The 22,465-nt window shown below is 72.0% G+C and carries 23 protein-coding genes; 4 read left to right on the plus strand and 19 right to left on the minus strand.

Features of this window, described 5'->3' with window-relative positions; genetic code table 11:
- Positions 1 to 18: 18 nt before the first annotated feature.
- The 18 genes from J8403_RS07565 to J8403_RS07650 form a co-directional block, all read right to left on the minus strand.
- Positions 19 to 1,080, minus strand: coding sequence for an MBL fold metallo-hydrolase (locus tag J8403_RS07565; protein WP_211122481.1), 1,062 nt, complete (start codon positions 1,078 to 1,080; stop codon positions 19 to 21).
- Positions 1,077 to 2,582: a class I adenylate-forming enzyme family protein gene (locus J8403_RS07570; protein WP_211122482.1), complete on the minus strand. Its 1,506-nt coding sequence runs from the start codon at positions 2,580 to 2,582 to the stop codon at positions 1,077 to 1,079. The genes J8403_RS07565 and J8403_RS07570 overlap by 4 nt, the downstream gene beginning before the upstream one ends.
- A 90-nt stretch (positions 2,583 to 2,672) precedes the next feature.
- The gene (locus J8403_RS07575) at positions 2,673 to 2,993 is read right to left on the minus strand and encodes an EthD family reductase (RefSeq protein WP_211128127.1); all 321 of its coding nucleotides are present in this window, start codon (positions 2,991 to 2,993) and stop codon (positions 2,673 to 2,675) included.
- Positions 2,994 to 3,049: 56 nt separating this feature from the next.
- A complete protein-coding gene (locus J8403_RS07580; protein ID WP_211122483.1) occupies positions 3,050 to 3,427 on the minus strand; it encodes a hypothetical protein in 378 nt (125 codons plus the stop codon).
- On the minus strand, positions 3,424 to 3,792 hold the full coding sequence (locus J8403_RS07585) for a nuclear transport factor 2 family protein (protein WP_211122484.1): 369 nt from the start codon (positions 3,790 to 3,792) through the stop codon (positions 3,424 to 3,426). Before J8403_RS07585 ends, J8403_RS07580 begins: the two co-directional genes overlap by 4 nt.
- Positions 3,793 to 3,996: 204 nt before the next feature.
- Positions 3,997 to 4,620: a TetR/AcrR family transcriptional regulator gene (locus tag J8403_RS07590; RefSeq protein ID WP_211122485.1), complete on the minus strand. Its 624-nt coding sequence runs from the start codon at positions 4,618 to 4,620 to the stop codon at positions 3,997 to 3,999.
- 90 nt (positions 4,621 to 4,710) lie between these two features.
- A complete protein-coding gene (locus tag J8403_RS07595) occupies positions 4,711 to 5,859 on the minus strand; it encodes an acetyl-CoA C-acetyltransferase (protein WP_211122486.1) in 1,149 nt (382 codons plus the stop codon).
- 29 nt (positions 5,860 to 5,888) lie between these two features.
- Positions 5,889 to 6,680, minus strand: a complete 792-nt coding sequence (locus tag J8403_RS07600; RefSeq protein ID WP_211122487.1) for an enoyl-CoA hydratase/isomerase family protein — start codon at positions 6,678 to 6,680, stop codon at positions 5,889 to 5,891.
- A complete protein-coding gene (locus J8403_RS07605; RefSeq protein ID WP_211122488.1) occupies positions 6,677 to 7,456 on the minus strand; it encodes an SDR family NAD(P)-dependent oxidoreductase in 780 nt (259 codons plus the stop codon). Before J8403_RS07605 ends, J8403_RS07600 begins: the two co-directional genes overlap by 4 nt.
- Positions 7,453 to 8,229 (minus strand): SDR family oxidoreductase, encoded by a 777-nt coding sequence (locus tag J8403_RS07610; protein WP_211122489.1) that lies wholly within the window; start codon positions 8,227 to 8,229, stop codon positions 7,453 to 7,455. The genes J8403_RS07605 and J8403_RS07610 overlap by 4 nt, the downstream gene beginning before the upstream one ends.
- A complete protein-coding gene (locus J8403_RS07615; protein ID WP_211122490.1) occupies positions 8,226 to 9,458 on the minus strand; it encodes an acyl-CoA dehydrogenase family protein in 1,233 nt (410 codons plus the stop codon). The genes J8403_RS07610 and J8403_RS07615 overlap by 4 nt, the downstream gene beginning before the upstream one ends.
- Positions 9,459 to 9,495: 37 nt before the next feature.
- Positions 9,496 to 10,470: a phosphotransferase family protein gene (locus J8403_RS07620; protein WP_211122491.1), complete on the minus strand. Its 975-nt coding sequence runs from the start codon at positions 10,468 to 10,470 to the stop codon at positions 9,496 to 9,498.
- Positions 10,467 to 11,669, minus strand: coding sequence for an acyl-CoA dehydrogenase family protein (locus tag J8403_RS07625; RefSeq protein ID WP_211122492.1), 1,203 nt, complete (start codon positions 11,667 to 11,669; stop codon positions 10,467 to 10,469). The genes J8403_RS07620 and J8403_RS07625 overlap by 4 nt, the downstream gene beginning before the upstream one ends.
- Positions 11,670 to 11,767: 98 nt before the next feature.
- The gene (locus J8403_RS07630) at positions 11,768 to 12,913 is read right to left on the minus strand and encodes a thiolase family protein (protein ID WP_211122493.1); all 1,146 of its coding nucleotides are present in this window, start codon (positions 12,911 to 12,913) and stop codon (positions 11,768 to 11,770) included.
- A complete protein-coding gene (locus J8403_RS07635) occupies positions 12,910 to 13,293 on the minus strand; it encodes a Zn-ribbon domain-containing OB-fold protein (protein WP_211122494.1) in 384 nt (127 codons plus the stop codon). Before J8403_RS07635 ends, J8403_RS07630 begins: the two co-directional genes overlap by 4 nt.
- A 5-nt stretch (positions 13,294 to 13,298) precedes the next feature.
- A complete protein-coding gene (locus J8403_RS07640) occupies positions 13,299 to 14,087 on the minus strand; it encodes an enoyl-CoA hydratase/isomerase family protein (RefSeq protein ID WP_020866740.1) in 789 nt (262 codons plus the stop codon).
- A gap of 94 nt (positions 14,088 to 14,181) precedes the next feature.
- Positions 14,182 to 15,366 (minus strand): acyl-CoA dehydrogenase family protein, encoded by a 1,185-nt coding sequence (locus tag J8403_RS07645; RefSeq protein WP_211122495.1) that lies wholly within the window; start codon positions 15,364 to 15,366, stop codon positions 14,182 to 14,184.
- A 172-nt stretch (positions 15,367 to 15,538) separates the two neighbouring features.
- Positions 15,539 to 16,357 (minus strand): SDR family NAD(P)-dependent oxidoreductase, encoded by an 819-nt coding sequence (locus tag J8403_RS07650; RefSeq protein WP_246585749.1) that lies wholly within the window; start codon positions 16,355 to 16,357, stop codon positions 15,539 to 15,541.
- Positions 16,358 to 16,452: 95 nt separating this feature from the next.
- On the opposite strand from J8403_RS07650, the gene J8403_RS07655 reads away from it, so the two are divergent.
- Both J8403_RS07655 and J8403_RS07660 read left to right on the plus strand, forming a co-directional pair.
- Entirely contained in the window at positions 16,453 to 17,493 is a 1,041-nt protein-coding gene (locus tag J8403_RS07655) for an NAD(P)-dependent alcohol dehydrogenase (RefSeq protein ID WP_211122496.1), read from the plus strand.
- A gap of 152 nt (positions 17,494 to 17,645) precedes the next feature.
- The gene (locus tag J8403_RS07660) at positions 17,646 to 18,386 is read left to right on the plus strand and encodes an SDR family oxidoreductase (protein WP_211128129.1); all 741 of its coding nucleotides are present in this window, start codon (positions 17,646 to 17,648) and stop codon (positions 18,384 to 18,386) included.
- A 76-nt stretch (positions 18,387 to 18,462) separates the two neighbouring features.
- Here the strand turns inward: J8403_RS07660 and J8403_RS07665 are convergent, their stop codons facing one another.
- Positions 18,463 to 19,782, minus strand: a complete 1,320-nt coding sequence (locus J8403_RS07665) for an MFS transporter (protein WP_211122497.1) — start codon at positions 19,780 to 19,782, stop codon at positions 18,463 to 18,465.
- A gap of 401 nt (positions 19,783 to 20,183) precedes the next feature.
- Between J8403_RS07665 and J8403_RS07670 the strand changes: the two genes are divergently transcribed.
- Both J8403_RS07670 and J8403_RS07675 read left to right on the plus strand, forming a co-directional pair.
- Positions 20,184 to 21,386 (plus strand): acyl-CoA dehydrogenase family protein, encoded by a 1,203-nt coding sequence (locus J8403_RS07670; RefSeq protein ID WP_211122498.1) that lies wholly within the window; start codon positions 20,184 to 20,186, stop codon positions 21,384 to 21,386.
- Positions 21,383 to 22,411 carry a phosphotransferase family protein gene (locus J8403_RS07675; RefSeq protein WP_211122499.1) on the plus strand — a complete coding sequence of 343 codons (1,029 nt, stop codon included), beginning with the start codon at positions 21,383 to 21,385 and terminating at the stop codon, positions 22,409 to 22,411. Before J8403_RS07670 ends, J8403_RS07675 begins: the two co-directional genes overlap by 4 nt.
- Positions 22,412 to 22,465: the final 54 nt, after the last annotated feature.

A 22,465-nucleotide genomic window follows, 5' to 3' on the forward strand; every position in this document is an offset into this window, starting at 1 on the left:
CGTGGCCGGGCGCCGTGTTCATGAGACCGGCGTCGACCCGCCACCTGCCGCCCGCGTGTACCGATGCACACCGTCGGCGAAGGCCACTGTCGCCCGCCCCCGCAGCACGAGGACATCGAGGTGTGCGGCCGTCTCGTTGATCGCGAGCATCTGGTTGAAGGCGCTCAACTCCGCGAACGGCACGGCCCGGCGCGTCCAGGCGAGTTCGCGCGCCACCGCGTGGGCGTCGAGTGTGTGCTCGCCCAGCGCCGCCAGGCTTCTGGCCAGCCGGTCGTCATGGTGGGTGAGCAGTTCGGCGACCCGGGTGTGGGTGCTGTCGGCGACCGGTCCGTGTGCGGGCAGCAGGCGGGCGTCGGCGTAGCGGGTCATCAGCCGCAGCGAGTCCAGGTAGTCGGCGAGCGGACGGCCGCCCGGTTCGGCCAGTTCGAAGCCGATGGACGGGGTGATATGCGGCAGGACGTGGTCCCCGGAGAACACCAGCCCCCGCTCTTCGTCCAGGAACACCACATGACCCTTGGTGTGCCCGGGGGTGGGGACGACCCGCAGCTCACGCTCGCCGAAGCGCAGGGTCTCCGCGCCGAGCCAGCGGTCGGGTGCCTCCCACACACTCGGGTCGTAGCCGCCGTGGTCCATCGCCTCGATCTGCTCGGCGAGCTCCCCGGCTCCCGCCGCGCGCAGGGTCCGCAGCGAGCCCACGGGCTGGTCGCTGCGCAGCCGGCCGAGCATTTCCAGACCGGGGCGCTCCCCCGCGCCGAGGTAGACGCGCGAGCCCAGCAGCCGGCGCAGTTCCACCGCCTGCGTGTAGTGGTCGCGGTGGATGTGGGTGACCAGGATGTGGCTGATGTCGCCGGGGTCGCGGTCGAGGGCGGCCAGGGCGTCCTCGAGCACCTTGCGCGCCTCGGGGATCGCCCAGCCGCCGTCGATCATGACGATGCCGTCGTCGGCCAGATCCTCCAGGAGGTAGACGTTGACGGCGCGCAGCCCGTCGCCCGGCAGGGGCAGCGGCACGCGGTGCACCCCGGGCTGTACGGTCTGGATTCCGGCCTCCGCCCAGGGAGCCTGGTCGAACCGTGCCGTCATGATCCTCCTTCGCGGGTGTGCAGCCTGATGGCCAGGTCCCGGGCCCCGCCCCGGTCGAGCTTGCCGACCTTCGTCTGGGGCAGCTCCTCGACGTCGTAGACGTACTCGGGCCATTTGGTCTTGGACAGGCCGACGCTCTCCAGATGGCCGGTCACCTCGGCCAGTTCGACGCCGCCGCCGTCCTCGGCGACGACGAGCAGCGCCACGCGTTCGCCGAGGACATCGTCGGGGACCGGTGCGACACAGGCCCTGGCCACGCGGGGATGGCTGGCGACCGCGCGCTCTATCTCGGTGATGTCGATGTTGCGGCCGCCGCGGATGATGATGTCCTTCTCGCGGCCCATGATGGTGAGGGTGCCGTCGTCGTGGACCATCAGCAGATCGCCGGTGGGCAGGTAGCCGTCGTCCGTCAGCTCCGGCGGATCGGTTCTGCCCTCGCGGGCGTACCCGAGGAAGAGGGAGGGGCCGCGGACCTGTGCCCGGCCGGTCACCCCCGGGCCGGCCGGCTGACCGTCGGCGGTGAGCGCGCGCACGTCCGTACCCGGGAAGGGGCGGCCGTCCCGGCCGAGCCGGATCTCCTCGGGGTCGTCGGGGCTCGGCGAGGTGTGGCCCAGGCATTCGGACATGCCGAAGACGCGGAGGATCTTGGTGCCCAGGGACCGTTCGGCCCGGGCCAGCGCCCCGCGGTCCATGGGCCCGCCGCCGACGGTGATCGAGCGGACGCCCCGGAGGACGCCGGAGCCGGCCGCCTCGGTGCCCATCTGCAGCGCCATGGTCGGTACGCACATGGTCCAGCGGACACCGGCGTCGGCCATCCGCCGCAGCGCGACCGCCCGGTCCCACTTCCCGGTCAGGACGAGCGGGCCGCGCAGCACGAGGGAGAGATAGACCCCGAAGCAGTACGCCGCCGTGGACGACAGCGGCACGATCGCGGCGATCGCGTCGCCCGGCGCCAGGCCGTTGACGTCGATGGTGCTCATGGCGGCGTAGCGCAGGGCCCGCTCGGACTGGACGACGCCTTTGGGGCGCCCGGTCGATCCCGAGGTCAGACCGATGAGGGCGCCGCCGGCCCACCGCGACACCTCGCGTTTGCCGGGTGCGGAGCGGCAGGTCCAGCCGTCGAGCACCGTCCGCGCCGGGTCGGGCAGCCGGGTGGGCACCGCCCACTCGGCCATCGCCGAGGGCTCGGCGACGACGGCGTCCGGGCGGATGTCCTCCCATGCGGCGGTGAACTCGCCGGGTGTGGTGTGCCGATTGACCACCGCGAGGACTCCGCCGCGCAGCCCCACGGCGAGGGTGGCGGCGACGGTGCGCCATGAGTTGTCCGCCTGGACCAGGACGGTGCCGACCGAGCCGTCGGGCTCGTCCGCGGACAGCGCTTCGGCCAGCCGTACGGCCTCGTCGAGCAGCTGCCGGGCCGTATGGCTGCCGGTGTCGTCGATCACGGCGGTGAAGTCGGCTTCTTCCGCCTTCTGCTGGAACTCCCGCGCTACCTGTCGCATCCTGCCCCTCGTTGCGCTGTGCCGAACTCCGCTTGCCGAACGCTGTGGTGCTTGAGCTGCCGCTGGACCGGGCCGGGCGGCCCGGAATCCTCAGGCGCTGAACATCTCCGCCTCATGCCCCAGGACCGCGATCCGGCGGCCCTTCATGTCGCCGACCTGGGCGACGGCCGCGGCCCACTCGGGGCTGGCGAGGGCCTTCCTCAGGTCCTCCGGGGAGTCGAAGCCGAGCACGGAGATCCCGTCCCAGCCCTCGGAACGCGGCTCCAGGGCGGCGTCGATGTCGGTGTGGCGCCAGGAGCGCAGCCCCGGCAGGCGGTAGGTCAGCTCCGCGTGGTCGCCGCGCCACCAGGTGATGAACTGCTCATGCGTCCACTCCGGGGGCCGGGCTGCCAGCAGGACGAGGTTGTACATGACGGTGCTCCGCACGAGGTCGAGGGGATGGGGGTGGTGAGCGGGTCCGGGACCGCTCAGGTGAAGCGGATCTCGGACGAGCGCCCGATGAGCAGGCGCCGCAGCCGGCCTTCGCCGTTCACCTGCCCGGCGGCGACGAAGCTGGCCTCGGGGACGCCCGCCCGGCGCACCTCGCCCAGGAAGAGCTCCTCCTGGCCGAGCGTGGTCGCCGACAGCAGATGGTGGGTGCGGGTGCCCTTCTCCCGCTGTTCGAGATAGCCGACGAGGGCGGCGCGGTCCCCGGCGAAGTCGGTGGCGTTGCCGTCACCGGTGGAGAACAGGATGGACAGCGAGAAGTCGTCGCTGATCAGGTCGAGGATCCGGGACGGCTCGTCGCCGTCCAGTATCTCGAACCACGCGGTGAGGAAGGGGGCCGAGGCGGAGGTGTCCGTCATGCCCGGCTCCCGTCGTCCGCCCAGTCGACCAGTTCGAACGAGGTGGTGAAGAAGGACTGGTAGCGCGACAGGAGCCCGCCGGGCGAGATCACCGCGGCGGAGAGGAAGGAGCCGGTGTACCGCCCGCCCTCCGTCACCACCCCGTACACGGTCTCGACGTCGCCGTCCCGGCTGTGGCGCAGGATCTCATGCGACCGGTCCTTGGGGTTCCGGCCGGCGATGTACGCGGCGAAGTCCTCCCTGGATGTGCCGGTGACCTCGCTGCCGGGCAGGGCGATGAGGAAGCGGAAGTCGGGTTCGAGCAGGTCCAGCGTCCGTTCCGGGTGGTCGCTGTCCATACTGGCCATATACGTGCGCAACGTCATGCCTGCGCCCTTTCGATGGGTGGCCGAGCGCTCTCGGGGACCCGGAGCCGTTGCGACGACCCCCGGATCAACCTGAGTTCAGTTCAATTCTGGGATGGATGCTAATCCCGGGGAAACACGACTGACAAGAGTCCGTAAGAACACGAAACGGCCCCCGGCGGATATCCGCCGGGGGCCGGAAGCGACAGGGGGCCGCTCAGGGGGTCAGGTGGCGACCATGCGTACGCAGGCGCCCTCGATCAGCTCGCTGACCTCGGACAGCGGGGTGGGCCCCGAGGGCCGGTACCACCGCCAGACGCTGACGATCAGGCCGAGCACACCCGAGCCCAGCAGTTGCGCGTCCCGGAGCGGGAAGGCACCCATGGACATGCCCCGGACCAGCAGATTCGTCCAGTTCCGCTCGACGAGCTGGACCAGCTTGCGGGCCTCGACGCGCTCGGCCTCCTCCCGCTTGGACTTGCGCGTGCCGGAGAGCAGATCCATGTGGTTGTGCAGGATCCGCATCTGCAGGACCTCTTGGTCCGAGACGTCGTAGGCCGCGCGGACGGCCGCCCGGAGTGCCTCGGTCGGGTCCTCGACGCCCTCGGTCGCCTCCGTGAACTTGTCGTGGGACCGCTGGAGCTCCAGCCGCATGATGGTCAGCAGGCAGTGCGTCTTGGACTCGAAGTAGTGGTACAGCGCGGTCTGCCCGATGCCGACCCGCTCCGCCACGGTGGACCACTTGGTGGCCTCGAACCCCGTCTCGCCGAAGCAGTCGACGGCGGCCGCCAGGATGGCGGCGCGCTTGGACCTCGGTCCCGCTTCCGGTTCAACGATTCTCGTCGCCATGCCTCGTCTCCTGGCTGCAGCCCACCGTGTCCGTACCCGAGAGTAGCCCCAAGCTGAACTCAGTTGCCAATCGACGTGAACAGAGCCGGGTCAAAGGCGCTCCAGCACGGTCGCGTTCGCCATGCCGCCGCCCTCGCACATCGTCTGCAGACCGTAGCGCCCACCGGTCCTGAGCAGTTGGTGGACGAGCGTCGTCATCAGCCGGGCGCCGGTGGCGCCGAGCGGATGTCCGAGCGCGATGGCGCCGCCGAAGGCGTTGACCCGCTCCGGGTCGGGGCCGATCTCCTTCTGCCAGGCGAGGACGACGGAGGCGAACGCCTCGTTGATCTCCACCAGGTCGATGTCGCCGATCGACAGCCCGGCCCGGTCCAGGACCTTCTCGGTGGCCGGGATCGGACCGGTCAGCATATGGATCGGATCGGAGCCGACGACGGCCATGGTGTGCACCCGCGCGAGCGGGGTCAGGCCGTGGCGGCGCACCGCCTCCTCGGAGGCGATCAGCAGGGCGGCGGCCCCGTCGGAGATCTGGCTGGAGACGGCGGCGGTCAGCCGGCCGTCCTCGGTGAGGGTCTTCAGCCCGGCCATCTTCTCCAGGGTGGTGTCGGCGCGCGGGCCCTCGTCGGCGGTGAGCCCGAAGGCCGGGGTGATCTCGTCGTCGAAGGCGCCGTCGGCCTGGGCGGCGAGGGCTCGCCGGTGACTGGTGAGCGCGAATTCCTCCATGTCCGCCCGGGAGACGCCCCACTTCTCGGCGATCAGTTCGGCCCCGCGGAACTGGGAGACCTCCTGGTCGCCGAAGCGCTCGCGCCAGCCGTCCCCCGCGTACGGGCTGCCCATACCGGCCTGTTCGCCGACGGTCATGGGACTGGCGATGGGCACCAGGCTCATCACCTCCACCCCGCCGGCCACCACCAGATCGGCGGCCCCGGAGCCGACCGCCTGGGCGGCGAAGTGCACGGCCTGCTGGGAGGAGCCGCACTGGCGGTCGATGGTGGTGCCGGGGACGTGCTGCGGCAGTCCGGCCGACAGCCATGCGGTGCGTGCGACGTTGCCGGTCTGCGCGCCGATCTGGCTGACGCACCCGAAGTACACGTCGTCCACGGCGCCCGGGTCGGCTCCGGTGCGCTCCAGCAGGGCGCGCAGTGCGTGGGCGCCGAGATCGGCGGGGTGCACTCCGCTGAGCGCGCCCTTGCGGCGGCCGACGGGGGTGCGGACGGCTCCGACGATGAATGCTTCCGACACGGTGGGGCTCCAGGGGTTTCGGGGAGGTGTCAGGTGCTGGAGGCGGCGCGGGGGAAGTCGGGTACCCGCTTGCCCAGGAAGGCGGCGACGCCCTCGCGGCCCGCGGCGGAGGAGGCCGCGGCGGCGATCGCACGGGCCTCGCGGTCCAGGTGCGTGCCGAGGTCCGAGGTCAGCCCGGTGGCCACGAGACGGCGGGTGGCGCCGAAGGCGGCGGTGGGTCCGCCGCACAGCGCCTCGGCCGTACGGATGGCCTCGGCGGCCAGCCGGTCGGGGGCGACGATCCGGCTCACCAGGCCGATGGCCTCGGCCTCCGCCGCCTTGACGCGACGGTTGGTCAGCAGCAGGTCCAGGGCCCGCTTGGGACCGATGAGCCGCGGCAGGAACCAGCTCACTCCGGCATCCGGGGAGTAGCCGATCCCGGTGTAGGCGGTGGTGAACGAGGCGTTGTCGGCGGCGAGGGTCACATCGGCGGACGCGGCCAGGCCGATGCCCGCACCGGCGACGGCGCCCTGCACGGCGGCCACCACGGGCGCGTCGCCCGCCGCGAAGGTGCGCAGGGCCTCGTGGAGCGCGCCGGTCACCGCGATGAGGTGCTTCTCCAGCACCTCGCCGGAGAGCCGGGCGAACTCCCCGAGGTCGCCGCCGACGCAGAAGGACTTCCCCTCGCCGGTCAGCAGCACGGCCCGTACGGACTCGGCGGCGCACACTCGCGCCGCGTCCAGCAGTTCGCGTGCCATCTCCAGGTCGATGGCGTTGCCCGCCTCGCCACGGCGCAGGGTGACGCGGGCCAGGCCGTCGTCGATCTCGATGCCGACCCTCATCGCGCGGTCCACCCGCCGTCGACGGTCAGGATCTGCCCGGTGCAGTACGAGGAGGCGTCCGAGGCCAGGAACAGCAGGGCGCCGTCGAGTTCATGGGCGTCGCCGCCGCGCCGCAGCAGGGTGTTGCGCTCGACCCAGCGGCTGGAGCGCTCGTCGTCGAAGAGGTCCGCGGTCATCTCGGTGCGGAACCAGCCCGGGGCGAGCGCGTTGACGCGGGTCCCGCTTCCGCCCCACTGTCCGGCCAGCTCGCGGGTCAGCCCGATCAGCCCGGCCTTGGACGCCGCGTAGCTCGCGCCGCCCAGGGGGGCGGCGGTGACCAGGCCGAGGATGGAGGAGACGTTGATGACGCTCCGGGGCGGCGCGCCGTCCCCTGCGGGTGGCTCGGCCACGAGGCGGGCCAGGTGGAAGGGGGCGGTGAGGTTGGTGCCGAGGACGTCGGCGAAGGCGTCCGGGGATTCGTCCTCGGCGCGGGTCTCGCCGGACGTGGCCGCGTTGTTGACCAGGATGTCGACGCGGCCGGTGGCGGTCCGCGCGGTCTCGATCAGCCGCGTACGGTCGGCGGCGAGCGAGACATCGCAGGCGACGGGGTGGATGCGCGCGTCGGAGCCGGCGAGTTCCTTCAGCCGGTCGATCCGCCGGGCGGCGGCGAACACGGTGGCGCCGGCCTGGGCGAGGACGGCGGCGAAGCGTGCGCCGAGCCCCGCGGACGCACCGGTGACCACGGCCGTCCTGCCCCGCAGCGAGAACAGCTCCGCGGCGGGTGGTGGCGCGCTCATCCCTCCACCCCGATCGGCAGGGCGGTCGCGCCGCCGTCGAGCACCAGGGTCTGACCGGTCATCCAGGAGGAGGCGTCGGAGGCCAGGAACAGCGCCGCGTGGGCCACGTCCTCCACGGTGCCGAGGCGCCGCAGCGGCAGCTTGGCGGTGAGGATCGGCTCGCGGACCTCCCATACCGCCCGGGCCAGCTCGGTCTTGATCAGTCCGGGGGCGATGGCGTTGACGCGGGCGTGCGGCCCCAGTTCGTAGGCGAGCTGCCGGGTCATATGGAGCATGGCGGCCTTGGTGGCGTTGTAGTAGCCGATGTGCGGGTCGACGATGAGCCCGCCGACGGAGGCGATGTTGACCACCGCTCCCCCGTGTTCGGCCATCCAGGCCCGCCAGGCGCACCGGGTCCAGGCGATCATGCCGTACTGGTTGACGCGGACGGTCTTCTCCGCGCGCGGCAGGTCCAGGTCGAGCAGATCGCCGTGGTACGGGTTGGTGGCCGCGTTGTTGACGAGGAGGTCGAGGCGGCCAAAGCGGGCCATGGTCTCCTCGACGCACCGCTCGGCCTGCTCGGGTTCACCGGCGTTCGCCACCACCGTGTGCACATCGCCGTCGCCCTTGACGCGCAGCAACTCCTCGCGGGCCTCGGCGAGTCCGGCCGGTTTGCGGGCCGCGATCACCACATGTGCGCCGGCCGCCCGGTAGGCGGTGGCGATGCCGAGGCCGATGCCGCGGGATCCACCGGTGATGACGGCCACCTTGCCGTCGAGGCTGTTGGCGCTCACGCCGCCCCCGTCTCCGTGTCGGTCTTCTTCTTGTACGGCGCGAGTTCCTGGCGGGCCACCGTCCGCAGATGGACTTCGTCGGGACCGTCGGCGATCCGCAGCGCCCGGGTGATGGCGTACAGCCGGGCCAGTACGGTGTCGTCGCTGACCCCCGCCGCGCCGTGCGCCTGCACCGCCCGGTCGACCACCTTGTGGGCGACCTCCAGCGCCGCGACCTTGATGGCGGCGACCTCCATACGGGCGGCTGCGTTGCCGACCGTGTCCATCAGCCAGGCCGACTTGAGGACGAGGAGGCGCAGCTGCTCGATCTCGATGCGGCTGCGGGCGATCCACTCCCGGACCACTCCCTGGTCGGCGAGCGGCCCGCCGAAGGCGGTGCGTTCGGTGACGCGCTCGCACATCAGCCGCAGGGCGCGCTCGGCGAAACCCACGGCGCGCATCGCGTAGTGCATCCGGCCGGGGCCGAGCCGTCCCTGGGCGAGCGCGAAGCCCTCGCCCTCCCCTCCGAGGATGTTCTCGGCCGGGACGCGGACGTTCTCGAAGAGCACATCGCCGTGTCCGAGCCGGTCGGTGTAGCCGAACATCGGCAGGTCGCGCAGGACGGTGACACCCGGGGTGTCGCGGGGGACGAGCAGCATGGACTGCTGCCGGTAGGTGGGCGCGTCCGGGTCGGTCTTGCCCATCAGGATGATCAGCTTGCAGTCGGGGTCGAGGATCCCGGAGGTGTACCACTTGCGGCCGTTGACGACATAGCTGTCGCCGTCGCGGGTGATGCGGGTGCGGATGTTTCGGGCGTCGGAGCTCGCCACCTCCGGCTCGGTCATGGCGAAGCAGGAGCGGATCCGCGCGTCGAGCAGCGGTCGTAGCCAGCGTTCCTGCTGTTCGGGGGTGGCGTAGAGGGCGAGCAGCTCCATGTTGCCGGTGTCGGGCGCCGAGCAGTTGAACACTTCGGGGCCGATGATGGAGCGGCCCGCCAGCTCCATGAGCGGCGCGTATTCGAGGTTGGTGAGCCCCGCGCCCCAGTCGCCGTGGGCCATGAAGAGGTTCCACAGGCCCTCGGCGCGGGCCTTCTCCTTCAGCTCGGCCATCACCGGCGGCAGGGCGTGCGGGTCATCGCCTTCGGCCAGCTGCCGGTCGTACGTCGCCTCCGCGGGGAAGACGTGTTCGTCCATGAACGACCGCATGCGGTCCTGGAGTTCACTCGCCCGTGGCGAGTATCCGAAATCCACGATTGCTCCTGTTCGGTGGGGGCGTACCGGTGCCGGATCAGCCGAGGATGTCGCGGGCGGTGCGGATCATCGCGGCGATGGTGGGCGGCAGGCGTTCCTGGTCCGGGTCGTGGTGCTTGCCCTCGCGGTGCCTGCGGAGGTTATGGCCCATGATCGCGGCCATCTTCATGCGGCCGAGTGCCCGGAACCAGTCCATCGCGGGCAGCGCGGGCCGCCCGTCGCGGTAGGTGTCCAGCAGTTCGGCCTCGCCGGGCAGTCCGGGCACGGCGTGTCCCAGTTGGGGGAAGTTGCGGTGGTCGGCGAAGAGCAGGAACCAGCCCAGGTCGATGCGCGGGTCGCCCACGCTCCAGATCTCCCAGTCGACGACGGCCACCGCCCGCTCGCCCACGCACAGCACATTGCCGAGCCGGAAGTCCCCGTGCAGCAGCACCGGGGGGAGGCCGCTCGGTACGCCGTCGGCCAGCCGCGCCACCAACTCCTCGCCGCCGGGCCGTAGTTCGGCGGGCACGGCACGAAGGGTGCGGCTCCACCGCTCCAGCTCGCCCGCGGCGTCCAGCGGTGCGGGCGCGTCGAGCCCGGGCGTGTGCACATCGGTGCCGTGCAGTCGGCGCAGGACGGAGGCGATCTCCAGCATCCGGGCGCGGGCCGTCGCGGGGTCCATCTCGTGGTCGTCCAGTACCGGCTCGACGGCCTCCCCGGCCGCGAAGTCCATGGCGAACCAGGCCGGTTGGGTCTCGTCGACGGCCACCACGCCCGGCACCGGCACCGTGGATCCGGCCAGCGCGCCGAGGACCCGCGCCTGGCGCAGGACGTCGTTGCGCCCGACGGGCCGCCGGCCCGGGGGCACCGCCTTGACGACGTACCGGGCGTCCCCGGCCGCGACCTCGTAGGTCAGCCCCGAGTGCCCGCCCGGCAGCACCGTCAACTCGCCGACCGGCGCTCCCGGGTGGTGGCGGGCGAGCCGGTCGCGGACCCGCGCGGCCAGCTCCGGCACCTCGGTGGCCATGCTCATCGGACGGGCTCCTTGGGCAGGCCGAGTACGCGCTCGGCGAGGATGGTGCGCTGGATCTCGTCGGTGCCGCCCGCGATGCTGTAGCCGGGGGCGCCCAGCAGGTGTTCCGTCCAGGCGTAGGTGCCCCACTCCCCCGTGTCCGCCACGAGGCTCGGCCCCAGCAGCTCGGACACCAGGTCGCCGGTGCGCCGCATGGTCTCGGTGGCGTACAGCTTGCCGACCGACGCCTCCGCGCCCGGTTCGCGCCCGGCGACGAGGGCGGCGGTCACCCGCAGCCCCATCAGTCGCTGGACGAGGGTGCGGAGGTGGAGGTCGGCGGCCCGCTGCCGTTCGCTGCCGGTGAGCGGGCGCGACAGGTTTCCGGCCAGGTCCAGCGCCCGGTCGGCGTTGTCCAGGCCGAGGCTGCCGGAGTCGAGCCGTTCGGCGGCCAGCACGCTGAGCGTGACCCGCCACCCCTCGCCGACCGGCCCGAGCCGGTCGGTGTCGGGCACCCGCACCCCGTCCAGGTAGACCTCGTTGAAGCTGGTGCCACCGGTCATCTGCCGGATGGGCCGTACGGTGACGCCCGGCGCGTCCATGCGCACCAGGAAGACGGTGATGCCGGCGTGCTTGCGGACGTCCGGATCGGTGCGGCACACCGCCACGCCCCAGGTCGCCACGCGGGCCCCGGAGGTCCACACCTTGTGTCCGGTCAGCACCCAGCCCTCGCCCTCGCGCACCGCCCGGGTGCGCACCGCGGCGAGGTCGGAGCCCGCCTCGGTCTCCGAGAACAGCTGGCAGGCCAGTTCGTCGGTGCGCAGCATGGGCACGAGCCAGCGCCGCTTCTGCTCCTCGGTGCCCCACAGCCCGATCGCGGGGGCGACGAGCGCTTGGGTCACGGGGAAGATCTCGGGGCGGTGGGGTACGTCGAAGGCCGCCTCCTCGCCGCGGTAGAGCTGCTCGTAGTAGGCGGGCAGACTTCGTCCGCCGTACTCCTGCGGCCAGTTGAGCGCGGACCAGCCCTGGTCGTAGCGGGTGCGTTCCCACTCCTGGACGCGGGCGGTGTGCTCGCGCTCCTGCTCCTCGGTCCAGTTCTCGAACACGGCGACGGAGTCGGAGCCGCTGCCCCACTCCCCGCCCGTGGCGCGGGGCCGGGCCACACCGGCGAGCCACGTTTGGGCCTCGGCGCGGAACTCATCGGGTTCCGGGATACCGCTCATCTCTTCCTCCACCTCCGATCGGGGGGCCGTTCAGCCGCACATTCCGCGGGCCATGGCGCGGGACGTTCGGCGGGACGCGGCGGGATTCGGCGGGACACTCAACGGGACAGGACCGTGCAGGCGCTCACGCCGGGGGCGCCGTACACATGGGTGAAGCCGATCCTGGGGCGGTCCGGGACCTGGCGATCGCCGGCCCGGCCGCGCAGCTGCTGGACGACCTCGTAGACCTGGCGCAGCCCCGAGGCGCCGATGGGTTCGCCGTTGGCGATGCAGCCGCCGTCGGTGTTGACCGGCAGCGTCCCGTCGATCCCGGTGGCGCCGGAGGCGATCAGCCGCTCCTGCTCGCCGTCCTCGCAGAATCCGCACTCGGCCATGTGCATGACCTCGGCACCGCTCTCGGTGTCCTGCAGCTGACACACGTCGACATCGCCGGGACCGAGCCCCGCCTCCTCGAAGGCGGCGGCCGAGGCGTCACGGCTGACGCTGGTCAGTGTGCCCCCGGGAATCGATGGGCTGAACACCTCGAACGACCCGAAGCGCCGGGTGCGTACGGCCGCCGAGCGCAGGGTGACCGGTGTGCCGTCCATCGCGCGGGCGGCCTCGGGCGAGCAGAGGACCAGCGCCGCCGCGCCCGCTCCCGGGGAGCAGAACATGAAGCGGGTCAGCGGATCGCTGACCATGCCGGATGCCAGGACCTCGTCGGCGGACACCGGTTCACGACGCCATGCCTCGGAGGTCAGACCGCCGTTGCGGTACGCCTTCTCGGCGACCAGGGCGAGGGTCCGCGGGGTGATGCCGTGGTCGTGCATATAGCGCTGGATCTTCATACCGAAGAACTGGGTGGTCACCATCAGCCCGTCGCTGCCGTACTCCGCGCCCAGGCCCCAGTCCTCGGGCCTGGGGTCGAAGGCGCCGCGCGGGTGTTTGTCGAAGCCGACGGCGAGGACGACATCCGCCATGCCGGAGCGGATCGCGTTCACGGCGGAGACCAGCGCGCTGCCACCGGTGGCGCAGCCGTTCTTGACATTGACGAACGGCAGCCCGGTCAGGCCGAGTTGGGCCACCAGGGTGTCCGCGAGACCCGCGCTGTCGCTGCCGCCGAACGCGGCCCGCACCCGCGACCACGGGATCCCGGCGTCCGCCAGCGCGGCGTTGACGGCGGCGACGGCCAGCTGTCGGCCGGTCGCCTCCGACCGGCCGAACGGGGTGCGCCCCGCGCCGCAGATCAGCACATCGGTGCTCACGAGCCCTCCTCGCTCAGGGGTGTGGGCCTGGCCCGGGGCACTCCGGGACCGGCGGTCACGGAGAGCGGCATGCCGATGCGGACGGCGTCGAGGTCCTCGACATCGAGGACGGCGGCCACCCGCACACCCTCCGCCAGCTCGACATAGCCGAGCGCGAACGGTGTGAAGCCTCCGGGCGGGGCCTGGTAGGGCGGCGACTTGGGGGCGTACCGCTGCACCGTCCAGGTCCACAGCGTGCCCGTGCCCTGGAGGGCCGCCGGATCGGCCGGCCCTCCGCAGCGCGGGCACGTGTCGTCCGCGGGGTACACCGTCACCGAGCAGCCGGAGCAGCGTGCGCCCTGGAGCCCGCCGGCGGCGGGGCTCCGCGGATCCGTGGTCATCCGGATCAGCGCCCCTGCCACTTGGGTTCGCGCTTCTCCAGGAACGCCGACACGCCCTCGTTCGCGTCCTCCGAGTTGAGCGCCACGCCCACGGCGAGGTGCTCCATCACCATCAGCGACTGGGTGTCGGCGTCCAGGCTGCGGTCGATCGTCATCTTCGTGAGCCACATGGTGAAGGGGCTCTTGTCGGCGAGGTGGCTGATGAACTCCTCGACCGTCGCGTCCAGCTCGTCGGCCGGGGCCGACTTGTTGATCAGGCCGAACTCGGCGGCCTCGACGCCGGAGAGGAGCTTGCCGGTGAGCATCAGCTCCTTGGTCTTGCGGATGCCGATCATGCGCGGCACCCGGTAGATCGGACCGGCCCCGCCGAACAGCGCGCGGCGGATGTGGAAGTCGCCGATCTTCGCGTCGTCGGCGGAGATGGCGAAGTCGCAGGAGATCATGATCTCGAAGCCGCCTGCGGTGACATGGCCCTCCAGGACCGCGACCGAGGGGGTCTTCATCGAGTACAGGCGGTCGCACACCTTCGCGGACTTCACCGCGACGTCGATCGCGTTCGACTTGCCGACGTACTCGGCCTTCAGGCTGTCGAGGTCGAACCCCGAGCAGAACGTGCCGCCACGGCCGCGCACCACCAGGACCCGGAGCTCGGGGTCCTCGTCCACCTCGGTGATGATCTCGTCGAGCCGGTCCAGGATCGGCACGGTGACGCAGTTCTTCTTCCACGGACGGTTGAGCCACACACGGGCGACGTGGCCGTCGCGCTCGAACTGGATCTCTTCTTCCGTTGTCATCCCTCACCCCTCTGAAACTGAACTGAATTCACTACAACTTTGATTCCAGAGCCGCACGGTGTCAAGCCCTTGATCGAGACACACCTACTCGGGTTCAGGCAGCGGGGCGGGTGGCGAGGCCGACGAGCCCGGCGAGCCGGGTCCGGTGCTGGTCCGCCGTCCCGAACAGCACCTCGGCGCCGCGCGCCCGGCGGACATACAGATGCGCCGGGTGCTCCCAGGTGAAGCCGATCCCGCCGTGCAGCTGGACGTACTCGGCCGTGGCCAGGCGGAAGGTCTCGGAGCAGACCACGGCGGCGGCACAGGCGGCCACCGGGAGCTGCGGTGAGGCGATGGCGGCACAGGCGGTCGCGTACGCGGACCCCGAGCGCGCCGCCTCCAGCGCCACCAGCACATCGGCCAGCCGGTGCTTGACGGCCTGGAAGGATCCGATGGGGCGCCCGAACTGGTGGCGCTGCGCCACGAAGGCGACCGTGGCGTCCAGCGCGTGCCCACTGCCGCCGACCTGCTCGGCCGCCAGCGCGGCCCGCCCGGTGTCCAGCGTGGCCGAAACCGCTCCCTCGGCCTCCTCCGCCGTGCCCACGGCAGTGGCCGGGGCACCCATGAATTCCACGAGCGCCTGGCGCCGCGTCTCGTCCAGGACGCGGCGCGGAGTGCGCCGGCAGGTGCCGGGGGCGGGCTCACAGGCGAAGAGCCGAGGTCCGGCGGGTGTCCCGGCCCGCGCCAGGAGCAGATCCGCACCGGCCCCGTCGAGCACGAAGTCCGCCCGGCCGCGCAGCACCCAGCCGCCGCTCCCCCGTTCCGCGGTGATGGCGAGTTCACGGGACTCATCGGGCCCGCCGACGCCATCGGGGCGGTCATCGGGGCCGAACCCGGCCACGGTGGCGGTGAGCGTGCCGTCGGCGATCCGGGGCAGATAGCGCTCACACGCCGTACGGTCGCCACTGAACAGCAGGGCTTGTGCGGCCAGGACCACCGTGGACAGCAGCGGCGCGCAGTACAGGGCGCGCCCGGATTCCTCCAGGGCCACGGCCAGTTCGGCGAAGGTGAAGCCCGACCCGCCGTACTCCTCCGGAATGGCCAGGCCGTGGACGCCGATCTCGCCCGCGAGCCGCGCCCAGAGCGCTTCGTCGTATCCGCGCGGGGTGGCCAGATGCTTGCGCACGTCCTCGACGCCACTCGCCTCGGCGTAGAGGTCCCGCAAGACGGTGCGCAGTTGTCGCTGTTCATCGGTTGCGGACAGCAGCTGGGGGTCGATCTCGGGGTGGCGACGGTGCATGGGATCTCCATCGTGCTCGTACGGCGGGCGAGGAGCTCAAGAATTGAACTCAATTCACGACCGTAGGCATGGGACTCCAGGCAGGCAAGAGCATCCGGCGCCAGGATCGGGGCGGGCGGGATCGGGGCGGGCGGGATCGGGGCGGGCCGGATGGGGGCGGGCCCGGATCCGCTCAGGCGGTGAACCGGCCACCGTTGGCGAGCAGCACCGCGCCGACGAGGTTCGCCGCGGCATCGCTCGCGAGGAAGAGGGCGATCTCGGATATCTCCTCGGGCGTCGCGTACGGGCGCACCCGCGGATCGGCGAATGCCGACCGCAGCGCCTCGGGGGTGCGAGCCGCCATCCCCGTGTCCGTCGGCCCCGGCGCCACCAGGTTCACGCGGATCCCGGACGCGATGACCTCCTTGGCCACAGCCTGGGCCAGGGCGTGCACACCCGCCTTGGAGGCGGCGTAGTGCGGGTAGCCGACGGGCGCGTCGAAGGCCGACGACGATCCGATCACCACGATCGCCCCGGTCCCGCGGGGCCGCATGACCCGCACCGCGGCGCGCAGCACATGGAAGGTTCCGTCCAGGTTCACCCGCAGGACCCGCTGCCAGGAGGCGTCGTCGAGGGAGTCGGTCAGCTCGACCGGCCGCCCTTCGACGGCCGCGTCCGCGATGCGCTGCTTGGCCTCCGGATCGTCGACCCCCGCCGCGTGCACCAGGACGTCGAGGCGCCCGTGGCGCCGCAGTACGTCCTGGAAGGCGCTGTCGACGCCCGCCGCATCCGTGACGCCGAGTGCGACCGCCCGGGCGGCGGGCAGTTCCTCGGCGACCGCCGCCGCGCCGTCGCCGTTCACATCCGCCAGGACGACGGCCCGCGCGCCTTCCGCGGCCAGCTGCCGGGCGACCGCCGCGCCCATGCCCGAGGCGGCTCCCGTCACCATCGCGACCCTGCCGGCGAACCTCCCCGCACGGACCTCTTCATGCGCCACCTCTTCGTGCGTCACGCCGATCCCCTTCCGTTGCTCCGACCATCTATTGAACCGACTTCACCTCTGTTACCGTGGCAGCCGCAGCGCTGACAAGACCCGGGACGGTGACGATGAGGGCACTGCGACTGACGGCCTGGGGCGAGGCTCCGGCATCGGCAGAGGTGGAGCGGCCCGTCCCCCACGGCACCGAGGTGCTGGTGCGGGTCGAAGCCGCCGGTCTGTGCCGCTCCGACCTGCATGTCATCGACGGCGCTCCGGGCGCACTCCCCTACCGGCTGCCGTTCACCCTCGGCCACGAGGTCGCCGGGCAGGTCACGGCCCTGGGGCCCGCCGCCGACGGGGTGAGCGCGGGTGACCGCGTGGTGCTCTACGGGCCGTGGGGCTGCGGCTCCTGCGCACGGTGCGCCGCGGGCGCCGACAACTACTGCGACCGGCGGAACACCCTCGCCTGGCACGGGGCGGGCCTGGGCCGGGACGGCGGAATGGCCGAGTACGTGCTCGTCCCGTCCGCCGGCCAGCTGGTGCCGATCGGCGACCTGCCGGCCGACCAGGCGGCCCCGCTCTCCGACGCGGGCCTGACGTCCTACCACGCCGTGGCCGGGCTCCGGCACGCACTCGGCGAGGACACCACCGCCGTCGTCATCGGCGTCGGCGGGCTCGGCCACCTGGCCGTCCAGGCCCTCCGCGCGACCACCGCGAGCCGTGTGCTGGCGGTGGATGTGCGGGAGGACGCCCTGGCTCTCGCGGACCGCTCCGGCGCGGACTTCAGCACCCTGATGCGACCGGACACCGCCCGCGTCCTGAGGGCGCGCAGCGGAGGCGTGGGGGCGGACGCCGTATTCGACTTCGTCGGCGCCCCACAGACGCTGGAACTCGCGACCGGCGTCCTGCGCTCCGGCGGCGAACTCGCCGTCGTGGGAAGCGGAGGCGGCAGCCTGACGGTCTCGAAGCCGGGCGTCCTGCCGGCCGGTTTCCGGCTTTCACTGCCCTTCTGGGGAACGCGCCACGAACTGGCCGCGGTCGTCGCGCTGGCGCGTTCGGGGGCACTGCACGTCGAGACGGAGCGCTTCCCGCTGTCCGCCGCCGCGGAGGCGATCGACCGGCTTCGCGGGGGCCGGGTGCGGGGCCGGACCGTGCTCGTGCCGGACTGAGCACCTTCGCGGTGGACTGATGGCTCCGGCTCATGGACGCGGGGCTCAGGCACGCGCGGGGCTCAGCGACGCGCGGGCGCACTGGCGCGCGGACGCACTGGCGCGTGGACGCACGAATGCGGCAACTCACCGACGCGGAAGGGAAGTTCAGCATGCGCTTCGACGGAAAGGTGGCGATCGTCACCGGCGGCGCCCGGGGTATGGGTGCCACGCATGTACGGGGGCTGGTCGCGGAGGGCGCCCGGGTCGCCGTCTGTGACGTCCTGGACGACGAGGGGGAGGCCCTGGCCGGGGAACTCCCCGACACGCGGTACTGCCACCTCGACGTCACCGACGAAGCGCAGTGGCAGTCCGTCGTCCGTACGGTCGAGCACACCCTGGGCCCCGTGGACGTCCTGGTCAACAACGCGGGGATCATGCTCTACGGCGGTGTGGAGCAGCAGTCGCCCGACCACTTCCGCCGGATCGTCGACGTCAATCTGGTGGGCGCGTTCCTCGGGATGCACACCGTCCTCCCCGGCATGCGCGACCGCGGCCGTGGAGTCGTCGTCAACGTCTCATCGGCCGCCGGCATGACGGGTTTCGCCGGTGGCATCGGCTATGTGGCGAGCAAGTGGGGGGTGCGTGGGATGACCAAGGCCGCCGCACTGGACATGGCGGGCAGCGGGGTGCGGGTGAACTCCGTCCACCCGGGTGTCATCCGTACGCCCATGGGTGAGACCGCCTCACCCGCGCTCTTCGCCCATCAGCCGGTGCGGCGCATCGGGGAGCCCGAGGAGGTCACCCGCATGGTGCTCTTCCTGGCGAGCGACGACGCCTCGTACACGACGGGCGGGGAGTTCCTCATCGACGGCGGCCAGACCATCGGCCACGGCGGCCACTCCGCGGATTAGAACCACTCCGCGGATGAGAGCGCCGCCGAGCCCGCGGCCGTGCGTGGCGCCTGCCGCCGCCACGGCCGAACCCCCGCTACACATCCTTGCGGACGGTGAGCAGGGAACCGATGCCGATCAGACAGACCAGCATGACGAAGAACGCCGGGGAGAGCAGGTTCCCGGTCCGGTCGACCAGGAAGGCCGCGATGTACGGAGCCGTGCCGCCCGCGAGGACCGTGCCGACGTTGTACCCGATCGCCATACCGGTGTAGCGGACCCGGCGTTCGAACAGATGCGGCCACAGACTCGCCGCCGGGACCTGCACGAACGCACTGCTCAGCATCAGGAGCAGATACGCCAGACCGGCCAGCGCCAGGCTGTCCTGGCCCATCAGCAGCATCGCGGGGTAGGCGGTCACCAGGAAGCCCAGCAGCCCGCCCATCAGGACGCGACGGCAGCCGAACCGGGCGGCGAGCCGGCCGGCCGGCACCATCAGCAGCACGGTGACGAGCACGACACCCGCGGACAGCCAGTACACCAGCGTGGTGTCGTATCCCAGGTTGCTGGTCATGTAGATGCCGATGTACGTCAGCCCGAGGAAGATGGCGCCGCCCTGCGCCATGGCCAGGCCGATGGACTGCAGCAGCGCCGTACGGTGGGTGGCCAGAACCTCTCGGATCGGTGCCGCGGGGATGTCGGCGCGTTCTGCGGCCTTCTTGAATTCCGGGGTGTCCTCGATCCGCAGCCGGGCCCACAGACAGAGGAGGGTGAGCGGCACGGCCATCAGGAAGGGCAGCCGCCAGCCCCAGTCGCCCATCTGTTCCTTGGTGGTGAGGGCGGAGATCGCCCCGGCCGTGGCGGCCGCGAACATGAACCCGAGATTGGAGCCGATGGGCGTGACGGAGCCGAGGAAGGCTCTGCGTCCGGGTGGCGCCGACTCGTAGATATAGGTGTAGGCGCCGACCGACTCGCCGCCCGAGGAGATGCCCTGTGCCAGCCGGGTGATGAAGAGAAGAATCGCGGCGAACACACCGATCTGGCTGTAGGTCGGCAGCAGTCCGGTGAGGCTGCTGGCCACCCCCATGCACAGCACCGAGGAGACCAGCGCCTTGCGGCGCCCCCAGCGGTCGCCGATCCATCCGAAGAAGACACCGCCGATCGGCCGCACCACGAGGCCCGTGGCGAACACCGCGAGCGCCGCCAGCGTCGAGGCCGCCGGATCGTCGCCCGGGAAGAACTGCGGGGCGATGGCCACGGCGAGATAGCCGTAGACACTGAAATCGAAGTACTCGATCAGGGTGCCGATGCTCCCGGCGAGCATCGCGCGGCGCACCGTACGGGGATCGTACGACGCCGACTCCTCGGGCGGCGCGGGCTCCTCCCCCGGCGGCGCGGGCTGCTGTGTGGTGCTCATGATCCGGCTCCCTTCCCCGCGGCACGGTCCGGTACCCTGCCGACGCCCGGGACGCTACAGAACTGAACTCAGTACAGCTAGCCGTCGAACGGGAGTTTTCTCCGGGGACGCGGCGGAGACCCTCGACCCCATCCCGCGCGCGAGGCCGGAAGGCTTCGTGCATACGACGTCTGACCTGCTGCTCTGTCGGCAGCGGAGTGCCGTGCGAGAGAGTCGCCGCATCGGCGCACGCCCGACCGGTTGATGATCTGAATTGGATTCGGTTTACTCGTAAGGGGCGGGGCGCACCGGATGCGGTGCCCGCGCCTGGGATCTGCTTCGCAGCGCGGGTACGCGGTCGCGCGCCCATGACGCGAAGTGTCGCCGTACAGGTAGGCAGTAGCCAAGCTCGGGAGTGCAACGTGCCCATCGGGTTCGAGATCGATGAACGAGTCGCCGGGATCGCGCGGCGCACCACCGAGTTCGTACGGGAGGTGGTGATATCCGAGGAGCAGGCGTGCGACGGCAACGTCCATGCCGGACCGGAGCCGCTGCGCCGCCGGCTTCAGGACGCGGCCCGCGAGGCGGGGGTGTTCGCCCCGCACATCGGCGCCGAATGGGGCGGGCTCGGACTGGACCTGTGCGGACAGGCCGTGGTGTTCGAGGCGGCCGGGTACTCGCTGCTGGGGCCCCTCGCGCTCAACTGCGCGGCTCCCGACGAGGGCAATACCCATCTGCTCGAGGTGGTGGCCACGGAGGAGCAGAAGGAGCGGTATCTGCGGCCGCTGGCGGCCGGTGAGGCGCGCTCGTGCTTCGCGATGACCGAACCGGCGCCGGGCGCCGGCTCCGACCCGCGGGCGCTCACGACGACCGCGACGAAGACCGAGAGCGGCTGGCGGATCGACGGCCGCAAGTGGTTCATCAGCGGCGCCGACGGTGCGGCCTTCGCCATCTGCATGGCCCGCACCAGCGGCGGCCCCGGCGACGCGGGCGGCGCGACGATGTTCCTCATCCCCGCCGACAACCCCGGCATGAAGATCGTCCGGAATATCGACACCCTGGACCAGGGCCTCTTCGGCGGGCATAGCGAAATCGCCTTCGAAGGCTGCGAGGTCGCGGACGATGCCGTACTGGGCGAGGTGGACCAGGGCTTCGCGTATGCCCAGGTACGCCTCGGGCCGGCGCGCATGACCCACTGCATGCGCTGGCTCGGGGTGGCCCGGCGGGCACAGGACATCGCCCTGGAGCGCGCGGCGGACCGTTCGGCCTTCGGCAAGCCGCTGGCCGAACTGGGCATGGTGCAGCAGCTGCTGGCCGACTCCGAGATCGACATCGAGACCGGCCGGGCCGTGCTGTGGCGGGCCTGCTGGGAGCTGGACCAGGGCCGCCCGGCCGCCCAGCACACCTCGATCGCCAAGACCTATGTCTCCGAGGCGGTGAACCGGGTGGTCGACCGGGCCGTCCAGATCTGCGGTGCGCTCGGCATCTCCGGCGACGCCCCGCTGTCGCGGCTGTACCGCGAGGTGCGTCCGTTCCGTATCTACGACGGCCCTTCCGAAACCCATCGCTGGGCCATCGCCAAGCGCGCGGTGCGGGCGGCGCGGGAGCGGCGGGGCACCCTGTGACCAGTTCCGGGACGACGGTGGCCGGAGTCGACGTGGCCGCGTTGCAGCGCTACTTCGAACGCCACGTACCCGAGTGCGCGGGCCCGCTCACGATCACGCTGCTGCAGGGCGGGCGCTCCAACCTCACCTACGCGGTGACCGACGGGACACACCGGTGGGTGGTGCGACGGCCGCCACTGGGGGTGCTGACACCGACCGCACACGACATGGACCGCGAATACCGCGTCGTCGCGGCGCTCGGCGACACCGCGGTGCCGGTCGCCCGGGCCGTGCTGTCCTGCACGGACCCGGAGGTGATCGGGGCGCCGTTCTGCGTCGTCGACTTCGTGGAGGGCACGGTGCTGCGCGACGGCGACGAGGCCGCCGCACTCCCGCCCGAGGACGCGCGGCGCGCCGCTGACGCGCTGGTGGACGCCCTGGTCACACTGCACTCGGTGGACGCCGCCACCGTAGGGCTCGGTGACTTCGGCCGGCCCGACGGGTATCTCGAGCGCCAGGTGCGCCGGTGGCGCGGGCAGTGGGACAAGGTCGCCACGCGGAGCCTGCCCGATCTCGGCGAACTGCACGGCAGGCTGGCCCGCTCGCTGCCCGCGAGCGGCGCCCCGGCCATCGTGCACGGCGACTACCGCCTGGACAACGTCCTCCTGGCACCCGGCGACTTCGGGCGGATCGCCGCCGTCGTCGACTGGGAGATGGCCACGCTCGGCGATCCGCTCGCCGACCTCGGGATGCTGCTCATGTACTGGGACCGGACCTGCGAACCGGTCCTCGGGGCGCGCCACGTCCCGACGGCCAACCCCGGATTTCCCTCGGGCCGCGAAGTGGCCGAGCGGTACGCCGAGAAGTCCGGACGGGACATCGGTGGCCTGCCCTTCTACCAGGCGCTGGGCTGTTTCAAGCTCGCCGTCATCGCGGAGGGCATCCACGCCCGCTATGCGGCGGGACAGACGGTCGGAACGGGATTCGAGCGGGTCGGCTCCGCGGTGCCCGCGCTGCTGCGCTCGGGGCTGGAGCTGCTGCCGTGACCGGTCACATCGGAGACGGCGCGGCGGACACCGGAGACGCCACGCGGGACGCCA

It is taken from the genome of Streptomyces yatensis (assembly GCF_018069625.1).
GTDB classification, from domain to species: Bacteria; Actinomycetota; Actinomycetes; order Streptomycetales; family Streptomycetaceae; genus Streptomyces; species Streptomyces yatensis.

What these genes read in the sequence shown, in the direction of transcription:
- J8403_RS07570 (WP_211122482.1), bottom strand. Translation starts at nt 2,582, where the DNA reads ATGCGACAGGTAGCGCGGGAGTTCCAGCAGAAGGCGGAAGAAGCCGAC.
- J8403_RS07585 (WP_211122484.1), bottom strand. Translation starts at nt 3,792, where the DNA reads ATGACGTTGCGCACGTATATGGCCAGTATGGACAGCGACCACCCGGAA.
- J8403_RS07665 (WP_211122497.1), bottom strand. Translation starts at nt 19,782, where the DNA reads ATGAGCACCACACAGCAGCCCGCGCCGCCGGGGGAGGAGCCCGCGCCG.
- J8403_RS07590 (WP_211122485.1), bottom strand. Translation starts at nt 4,620, where the DNA reads ATGGCGACGAGAATCGTTGAACCGGAAGCGGGACCGAGGTCCAAGCGC.
- J8403_RS07625 (WP_211122492.1), bottom strand. Translation starts at nt 11,669, where the DNA reads ATGAGCGGTATCCCGGAACCCGATGAGTTCCGCGCCGAGGCCCAAACG.
- J8403_RS07645 (WP_211122495.1), bottom strand. Translation starts at nt 15,366, where the DNA reads ATGCACCGTCGCCACCCCGAGATCGACCCCCAGCTGCTGTCCGCAACC.
- J8403_RS07565 (WP_211122481.1), bottom strand. Translation starts at nt 1,080, where the DNA reads ATGACGGCACGGTTCGACCAGGCTCCCTGGGCGGAGGCCGGAATCCAG.
- J8403_RS07600 (WP_211122487.1), bottom strand. Translation starts at nt 6,680, where the DNA reads ATGAGGGTCGGCATCGAGATCGACGACGGCCTGGCCCGCGTCACCCTG.
- J8403_RS07575 (WP_211128127.1), bottom strand. Translation starts at nt 2,993, where the DNA reads ATGTACAACCTCGTCCTGCTGGCAGCCCGGCCCCCGGAGTGGACGCAT.
- J8403_RS07580 (WP_211122483.1), bottom strand. Translation starts at nt 3,427, where the DNA reads ATGACGGACACCTCCGCCTCGGCCCCCTTCCTCACCGCGTGGTTCGAG.
- J8403_RS07605 (WP_211122488.1), bottom strand. Translation starts at nt 7,456, where the DNA reads ATGAGCGCGCCACCACCCGCCGCGGAGCTGTTCTCGCTGCGGGGCAGG.
- J8403_RS07620 (WP_211122491.1), bottom strand. Translation starts at nt 10,470, where the DNA reads ATGAGCATGGCCACCGAGGTGCCGGAGCTGGCCGCGCGGGTCCGCGAC.
- J8403_RS07635 (WP_211122494.1), bottom strand. Translation starts at nt 13,293, where the DNA reads ATGACCACGGATCCGCGGAGCCCCGCCGCCGGCGGGCTCCAGGGCGCA.
- J8403_RS07655 (WP_211122496.1), top strand. Translation starts at nt 16,453, where the DNA reads ATGAGGGCACTGCGACTGACGGCCTGGGGCGAGGCTCCGGCATCGGCA.
- J8403_RS07660 (WP_211128129.1), top strand. Translation starts at nt 17,646, where the DNA reads ATGCGCTTCGACGGAAAGGTGGCGATCGTCACCGGCGGCGCCCGGGGT.
- J8403_RS07640 (WP_020866740.1), bottom strand. Translation starts at nt 14,087, where the DNA reads ATGACAACGGAAGAAGAGATCCAGTTCGAGCGCGACGGCCACGTCGCC.